The organism is Sphaerochaeta sp. UBA5836, from assembly GCF_002432845.1.
GTDB lineage: Bacteria > Spirochaetota > Spirochaetia > Sphaerochaetales > Sphaerochaetaceae > Sphaerochaeta.
The window spans coordinates 8,492-9,270 of record NZ_DJGW01000038.1 but is presented as its reverse complement, the minus strand read 5'-3'; the positions used below and the strand labels follow the sequence as shown (position 1 = coordinate 9,270).

Genomic DNA, 779 nt, shown 5'->3' with positions numbered 1-779 from the left:
ATTTCATGCTCTATCACAAACCCAGGTTGACACGATCGAGCAACTCTACGCCCGACTCTTTGTTGAATACCTGTTCACAGCAAAGCCTTCACCTTCTCTTCGACTTCCGTCATGAAGGTTGTAGGCTCAAAGCGCTCAACCACCTCACCGCTCCTGTCGATGAGAAACTTGGTGAAGTTCCATTTGATCGAGCTGTCCTTCTCGTACTCGGGATCGGAAGCACGCATTCGCTCGTTCAGACGGGCACTACTGGCGTGCAGGGGGTTGAAGCCTGCAAAGCCCTTCTTGGATTTGAGGAACGTATACAGCGGGTGTTCGTGTTCGCCATTCACTTCCAGCTTTGCAAAACGCTTGAAGGTGGTGCCAAAGTTCAGGGTGCAGAACTGGTTGATCTCCTCGATCGTTCCTGGAGCCTGCTCCTTGAACTGGTTGCAAGGGAAGTCGAGAATCTCAAGTCCCTTGTCCTTGTACCGCCTGTAGAGCTTTTCAAGTTCATCATACTGGGGTGTAAAGCCGCAGTGTGTTGCCGTATTGACAATCAACAGGACTTTGCCGGCAAACTCGGACAGTTTGACGGGCTTCCCATCCATTGCCGAAACCTCGATATCATATAGATGCATGGTTGATCTCCTCATAGATAAAGCATCCTGCCTTTTGAGGCAGGATGCAAGTCCTTAATGGCTGGAACTGATGGTAAAAGAGAGTCGGTAGACTCCGCTGCGAACGCGGTACCGCTCCAGGGTATCAGGTCCGCAGGTTGCGGTTCCCACCCCGCGGAC

2 protein-coding genes are annotated in these 779 nt (G+C 51.9%); both read right to left on the bottom strand.

From position 1 onward, the window contains the following. Positions 1 to 74 precede the first annotated feature (74 nt). Positions 75 to 620, bottom strand: coding sequence for a glutathione peroxidase (locus B3F49_RS02970; protein ID WP_293892744.1), 546 nt, complete (start codon positions 618 to 620; stop codon positions 75 to 77). 54 nt (positions 621 to 674) lie between these two features. Further along, positions 675 to 779 (bottom strand): hypothetical protein (locus B3F49_RS12380; protein WP_414712493.1); only part of this gene is annotated, 105 nt, incomplete at its 5' end.

What these genes read in the sequence shown, in the direction of transcription:
- B3F49_RS02970 (WP_293892744.1), bottom strand. Translation starts at nt 620, where the DNA reads ATGCATCTATATGATATCGAGGTTTCGGCAATGGATGGGAAGCCCGTC.